We start from the raw sequence: 6,658 nt of genomic DNA, 5'->3' as shown, positions 1-6,658 counted from the left end.
CCCGGCCATTACCGTTGCCATTACCGTTGCCATTCTGCGCCATCGCGGCACCCGAGATGGCCAGGGTCAGCGCCAGCGCGCTCGTCAGGGTGATTGATCGTTTCATTGCCAGACTCCTCATCTGGAAGACCTAACGACCACAAACCTTCGCTGTTCCGCCGCTGCCATCGGCACCGTTGTCAGGGTATCTGAAGCGAAGGTCCGCTTGCCACCCCGAACAGCCCTTCGGCGGGTCCGGTTTGCGGCGGTAGACCCAATGTCTGTTTTGGGGCCGACAGCCAACCGCTGAGTCCGACCCTCAGCGGACCTTCGGCGCGTCCGCTTTCGGCGCTTGAGCCTGTTAGCTGACCAGCGATTGCAACGGCTGCCGAATAGTTCTTGGTTTCAACCATGGCGCCGCACCTACGACGTCATTCGCGATGGCGGCGAGAAGCCCGCGAGTTGCCAACCGCTACGCAGCACTGATCCATTGGCCCTCGGTGTGGCTAGAACCAAATTGTCTGCGCGGCCGATCCAGGCCGAAACACCAGCGTGCGCGTGACCCCGGCCCAGCGGACGTTGACCTGCTGTTCCTGATCGTCATGGACACCCGGAAAGAAATCGAGGTCCACCCGCACCGATCGGACCCGGGGTGCCGGCGTCCGATTGCCGCTATAGTCCACCCGGATGTTATCGCCTGCCAGATCCGTCGCGGCATGATTTAGGTCGATCCGCTCGTCGTCGATCTCCAGCCGGAAACGTCGATCCAGATGCTCTTCAAGAGCCGCGACCGCCGCCGGATCGTCCAGCGTCGGCTGGGCGTCGGGCGCGACCGTGACAAGCGCCGGTTCCACGTCATGCGCGGCGAACCGGTGGGTGACGCTGACGGCGCCGCCCGCGTCGATCACCACCACCGTCAGGCCGGAGTGACCCCGATGCGCCAGCACCGGCGTGGCGAGAACCACCGCCGCCGCCACCACGCCGAGCGCCAGTCGCCTCATTGGCTCGCCGCCGCCCGCGGACGCAGGCTGTCGGGCGTCACCCGACGGTCGTCGTCGCGCATCCGGTTGGGTCCGGACGGTCCGGCCGGGGCCAGGGGCACCAGGCTCGGCGTGATCGACTGGGGGAAGGCGTTGTTGGCCCGGTTCGCATCGCCTGTCTCCCACAGCGGATCGACCTCGGCCGAGACCAGCGTCCTGGACGAGACATGCTGCCACGTCACCCGCTGGCTGTTCCGACGCCAGACCTCGGCCGGGATGCGCACGATTTCGTCGGAGCCGTCCGACCAGTTCAGCTTCAGGATGACCGGCATGACCAGCCCGCCCCGATTGGAGAAGGTGAAGCGATAGACGTTGTCTTCGAACGTTTGCGCCTGGCGGCGGTCGGCGTCGGCGGCGGTCTGGGCAGTCGCGGCGGCGCGACGCTGGCTGGCGGTGACGGTGAACTGGTCGGTCTCGTCATAGTAGTCACGGACGTTCGGATCGGCTTCGGCCACCGTCTCGATGCCGCGATTGTTGACCACAGTGCGCGAGACCGGCTCATCCTCGAACCGCTGACGGGCGAGGCGGGCGCGCGCCTCCGGGTCGGTCGGTTCCAGGGCCACAGCGATGACGGTGTCCAGCGAGATGTCGACGTGGTCGGTCGAATAGAACCAGCCCCGCCAGAACCAGTCGAGATCCATGCCCGACGACTCCTCCATCGTGCGGAAAAAGTCATAGGGCGTCGGCCGCTTGAAGGCCCACCGCTCGGCGTACTCCCGGAACGCCCGGTCGAACAGCTCGCGGCCCATGATGGTCTCGCGCAGGATGTTCAACGCCGTCGACGGTTTGGCATAGGCGTTGTTGCCGAACTGCAGGATGCTGTCCGACTGGGTCATGACCGGTACCTGGTTCTCGGAGATCATGTATTCCACGATCTGACGCGGCTCGCCCCGGGCGGGGAAGTCGGCGTCCCACAGCTTCTCGGCCTGATACTGCAGGAAGCTGTTCAGACCCTCGTCCATCCAGGTCCACTGGCGCTCGTCTGAGTTGATGATCATCGGGAAATAGGTGTGGCCGACCTCGTGGATGATCACCCCGATCAGCCCGGCCTTGGTCCGCTCCGTATAGGTCAGGGAGCCGTCGTCGCCCCGCAGCGGGCGCGGCCCGTTGAAGGTGATCATCGGATACTCCATTCCCCCGACCGGGCCGTTCACCGACTGCGCAGTGGGATACGGATAGGTGATAGAGAACTGGTTGTAGACGTCCAGGGTGTGGGCCACGGCCTTGGTCGACCAGGCATCCCACAGCGGCCGGGCCTCCTTGGGATAGAACGACATGGCCATCACGACCGGATGCTCGGCGCTGTCCTGCTCGACTCCCATGGCGTCCCAGATGAATTTGCGGCTGGAGGCGAAGGCGAAGTCACGCACGTTCTCGGCGGCGAAGGTCCAGGTGCGGGTGCCCGACCGGGCGGGACTGGCCTCGGCTGCGGCGGCCTCGGCCGGCGTCACGATATAGACGGGCTCCTCGGCCGTGCGGGAGCGGTCCAGCCGCTCGCGCTGGGCCGCCGTCAGGATGTCCGGGTTCTGAAGCGCGCCCGTCGCCGAGACCTGGTGGTCGGCCGGCACGGTGATCGATACGTCATAGTCGCCGAACTCCAGGGTGAACTCCCCCGAGCCCAGGAACTGGGCGTTATGCCAGCCCTCGTAGTCTGAATAGACTGCCAGGCGCGGGAACCACTGGGCCGCCAGGAAGATGCAGTTGCCGTCCTCCCATTCCTTGGTGAAACATTCGTAGCCGCTGCGGCCGCCGACGACGTTCGTCTCGGGCAGGGGCAGGGTGAAGGCGATGGTGAAGGCGAAGGTCTCGCCGGTCCCCAGGGTCTGGGGCAAGTCGATCCGGAGTAGCGAATCCGTCACCGTGAACGGCAGGTCGCGCCCGTCCGATCCGGTGATCTTCAGGTCGTTGAAGCCGCCCTCCCACTCCTGGAACCGCTGCACCCGCAGCACTTCGTTGACCGACAGAGTGGTGTTATCGCCGACCGTGCGGCTGCGCTCCGCCAGCGACGCGCGGCGATAGTTCTGCTGATCCAGCAGCAGCCACAGATAGCCCAGCCGGTCGGGCGAGTTGTTCGCATAGGTGATGGTCTCGACGCCCGTCAGCGTCCGGCGCGCCTCATCCAGCGACACGTCGATGTCGTAGTCGACCTGCTGCTGCCAGTACCGGTGGCCGGGCGCGCCTGAGGCGTTGCGATATTCGGTCGGGGTGGGCCAGTCCTCGCCCTCGAACTGGCGGAACTTGTCGTCGAAAGTGCCGACCGTTTGCTGGACCGGGCCCTGACTGACCTGCGCATGCGCATGCGCGGGTGCGCCGAGAAGGGAGAATGCCAGGCCGGCCAAGAGCACTCGTCTGATCGTTGTCATCATATCCGGCTTTCCCTTACCTGTTACAGCGTAACGGAACTAAACAGCGCTGCAACTGCCGACCGCGACATGGCGGCACGCCATCTCGCGCGGCCGCAACCGAGGGCCTGACAGGTTAACCGCACCCAGTCGAAATGCGCCCTACCCGGCCTGAAATCAGGCGACCGCAGCCGACCATGCAGCATCCGCCTCGGCCCGAAAGCGGCGAAGTGTGCGTCTGCTGTGTGGATCGGCGTCGAAATCGGACCCATCGAGAGGCAGCCTAGTGGAATGATCGGGACATAAGAGTCCGGGGTGGGATTTCCCGGGGCGTGGCGTCGTGCGAGTCTGCAGGATGCGTACAGGCGTCACCGTGCATCTGAGCCCGACCGATCGTAAGCGCCTGCAGGCGACCGTCGATGACCGCAACAGTCTGCAAAAGCATGTGTGGCGCGCCCGGATTGTGCTGGGGACGGCCGGTGGGCTGGGCACGGCGGCGATCATGCGCATGGCCGGCGTCAGCAAGACGGCGGTCTGGCGCTGGCAGGCCCGCTTCATGGACGAAGGTGTCGAAGGCCTGCTGCGCGACAAAACCCGGCCGCCCGGCACGCCTCGACTGCCGGAGGATGTGGCCGACCGGGTCGTGGCCCTGACGCTGGGCGAGCCGCCCGGCGAGACGACACACTGGACCGGCCGGCTGATGGCTAAGGTGGCCGGCGTGGGGCTGACGTCGGTCCAGCGCATCTGGAAGGCCCACGGCCTGGCCCCGCACCGCATCCGCACCTTCAAGCTGTCCAACGATCCGAAGTTCGCCGCCAAGGTCCGCGACATCGTCGGCCTCTATGTCGATCCACCGGCCCACGCCGTGGTGCTCAGCGTCGATGAGAAGTCGCAGATCCAGGCGTTGGATCACACCCAGCCGGGTCTGCCGATGAAGAAGGGCCGCGCCGGGACCATGACCCACGACTACAAACGCCACGGCACGACCACCCTCTTCGCCGCCTTCGATGTGCTGGAGGGCAAGGTCATCGGCCGCTACATGCAGCGCCACCGGCATCAGGAGTTCATCCGGTTCCTGAACGCCGTCGAGCGCGAGGTCCCGGCCGGAAAGACCATCCACGCCATCCTCGATAACTACGCCACCCACAAACACCCCAAGGTGATCGCATGGCTGGGCCGTCATCCGCGCTGGACGTTCCACTTCACGCCGACGTTGGCCAGCTGGCTCAACGCCGTCGAGGGCTTCTTCGCCATCCTCACCAAGCGCCGCCTCAAGCGCGGCGTCTTCAAGGGCGTCGTCGATCTCCAGGCCGCCATCAACCGCTTCGTCGTCGATCACAATCAGCAGCCCAAACCCTTCGTCTGGACCGCCGATCCAGACAAAATCATCGCCGCCGCTAACCGCGGGCACCAAGTGATGGAATCAATCCACTAGGTGGTTGAATTGGCTATATAACAATACGTTGGCGCGCATGCTGACAGGCGTCTGTCGGGACCCCGTCTCGCCCCGAAATATTAAGCTCATTCAATATGTTGTTTCATATCGGGTGGGGTCCCGCCTTCAACGCCGATCAACAATGCAGAGGCGCTGTCAGGGCAACTTCGACAACTCGAAAGTCGCCCTACCCCGCCGCCATTCAGGCAACGGCCACCGCCCATGCGGCGTCCGCATCGGCGCGGAAGCGGCGAAGGGCGGGTCTGCTGATCAGATGCCGCTGGATGTTGAAGGTGTTGTAGATCGCCGCGTGGGTGGTGAGGAATTTCTACGCTGATGCTTGAGATTTGAACCGCTGCTGCTGCCGTTCTCGTCGTCGGATCGGAAGGTGTGAGTTCTCGATCCGATTGTTCTCCCGAAGCCAACCGGGTCGATGAAGATACCTCAGTTCCAACTGATCCAGAGCCGCGCTATATGAGGCCAGGCCGTCGGTCGTGATCGTCTGGGGCTCCACCGGCTGGCTGTGTAGCAGACTTCGGAGAAGCCTCAACGCCGCCTAAGTGTCCCGCCGGCGCTGGACCACGAGGTCCAGGACCTCGCCTTCATCGTCCACTGCGCGCCACAGATACATCCGCTTGCCGCCGATCCAGCAGACCATCTCGTCCAGGTGCCAGCGCGGCGACGGGGCCCCTCGCCGCTTCTTCAGCCGCCGGGCGATCAAGGGGCCGAACTTGATGGTCCAGCACCGGACCGTCCCATAGCTGACGTCGATCCCGCGCTGCGCCAGGAGCTCCTCGACGTCACGAAAACTAAGGCTGAAGCGAAAGTACAGCCAGACGGCATGGCGGATGACGGCCGCCGGAAGCCAGTGGCGCTTGAATGAAATCGGCTTCACGAAACATCATCCGTGTCAGCGGTTTAGGCCGCCCCAAGTGGAGACGTTTTAGCGTTGGCCTGACAGCACCGGCGCTCCGGAAGTGTCGATGCAGCGCATCGAGCCGCTCCGGAACGGTTTCGACCCCGGCCACCTCGGTCAGGACCGTTACCAGGTGGATCAGAACCGAGGGCGATCCGCCGGCGCTCTCACGAGTCATATCGACGAGCGGAACCGCCGCACGGGTCCTGCGGGATTCTTGGAAACGGCGCCGAATCTCAAAGACAATAGGTTGTGGTCACTGTGGGCAGGAGGCTCCACACGACGGCGACCAGGCCGACCCACCCCGTCGCGCGGCTGACGAAACGCACGAACGGCGAGGACGAACTGAAACGCTCGGCCTGAAGACCCCAGACCAGCCCCACCTGGATCAACACGGCGAGCCCATAGGCGAGCGCCATCAGGGCCCGCGGGAGCGAGAGCAGACCAAACACCATACCGTCGATGCCGTGCCCGCAGATCAAGCCGTGCAGGCCATATACCGCGCTGAAGCTGGCCAGCCAAACCAGGGGGGCGATCAGGATCCGGATGATGTCCTTCACGACAGCATCCCCGGAAGATGGGCAACCGCCAGGATCAGTATTGCGGTGGCGGCGAGGTAGTCGATCCACAGGGTCACGACCGGGAACTCAGCATGGCGGCGGGGCGACGTGAAGCCCCGGACCACGCGCGCGGCCAGAAACGCCACCATCAGGGCCACCAGGGCGGCGTGGAACAGCGCATAGCCGCCCAGCACCAGCAACGTCGCACCATAGGCGTGGTCTGCAGGCGTCGGGGCGCGGATCACGATGCCAAGCGCCGCAGCCGCGACGAGCAGGCCCCCCAAGAAGGCGAGACCCAGCCAGATGCGGGGGTCTCCGCCGTGGGCATTGGCCCCTGCGGCCCGGCGGATCGACACCACGGCGAGGCCGGCACCCATGACGCCGAG

At 65.2% G+C, this 6,658-nt stretch carries 4 protein-coding genes and 2 pseudogenes; 1 reads left to right on the top strand and 5 read right to left on the bottom strand.

Annotated features, from left to right (window positions below):
* Positions 1-485 precede the first annotated feature (485 nt).
* Positions 486-980, bottom strand: coding sequence for a DUF6702 family protein (locus ACP7AU_RS17190; protein WP_426052205.1), 495 nt, complete (start codon positions 978-980; stop codon positions 486-488).
* Entirely contained in the window at positions 977-3,385 is a 2,409-nt protein-coding gene (locus ACP7AU_RS17185) for a M1 family metallopeptidase (protein WP_426052204.1), read from the bottom strand. Before ACP7AU_RS17185 ends, ACP7AU_RS17190 begins: the two co-directional genes overlap by 4 nt.
* Before the next feature lie 331 nt (positions 3,386-3,716).
* Here ACP7AU_RS17185 and ACP7AU_RS17180 point away from each other — a divergent pair, with 331 nt between their 5' ends.
* Positions 3,717-4,796, top strand: coding sequence for an IS630 family transposase (locus tag ACP7AU_RS17180; protein ID WP_426052203.1), 1,080 nt, complete (start codon positions 3,717-3,719; stop codon positions 4,794-4,796).
* A 202-nt stretch (positions 4,797-4,998) separates the two neighbouring features.
* On the opposite strand, the pseudogene ACP7AU_RS17175 reads toward ACP7AU_RS17180, so the two are convergent.
* The 3 genes and pseudogenes from ACP7AU_RS17175 to ACP7AU_RS17165 all read right to left on the bottom strand — a co-directional run.
* Positions 4,999-5,691 (bottom strand): annotated as a pseudogene (locus ACP7AU_RS17175) (IS6 family transposase).
* Positions 5,692-5,948: 257 nt separating this feature from the next.
* Positions 5,949-6,272, bottom strand: coding sequence for a hypothetical protein (locus ACP7AU_RS17170; protein WP_426039799.1), 324 nt, complete (start codon positions 6,270-6,272; stop codon positions 5,949-5,951).
* Positions 6,269-6,658: pseudogene (locus ACP7AU_RS17165) on the bottom strand (cytochrome ubiquinol oxidase subunit I); the annotation flags it as partial. The gene ACP7AU_RS17170 and the pseudogene ACP7AU_RS17165, both read right to left, overlap by 4 nt.

Origin of the sequence: Brevundimonas sp. SL161 (assembly GCF_049896985.1) — a bacterium.
Classification (GTDB): Bacteria; Pseudomonadota; Alphaproteobacteria; order Caulobacterales; family Caulobacteraceae; genus Brevundimonas.
Note: the sequence above shows the minus strand (reverse complement) of the source record. Positions and strands in the feature narration are given on the sequence as shown.

Bases quoted from the DNA above. Each gene is read 5' to 3' on its own strand.
- ACP7AU_RS17190 (WP_426052205.1), bottom strand. From the start codon at position 980: ATGAGGCGACTGGCGCTCGGCGTGGTGGCGGCGGCGGTGGTTCTCGCC.
- ACP7AU_RS17185 (WP_426052204.1), bottom strand. From the start codon at position 3,385: ATGATGACAACGATCAGACGAGTGCTCTTGGCCGGCCTGGCATTCTCC.
- ACP7AU_RS17180 (WP_426052203.1), top strand. From the start codon at position 3,717: ATGCGTACAGGCGTCACCGTGCATCTGAGCCCGACCGATCGTAAGCGC.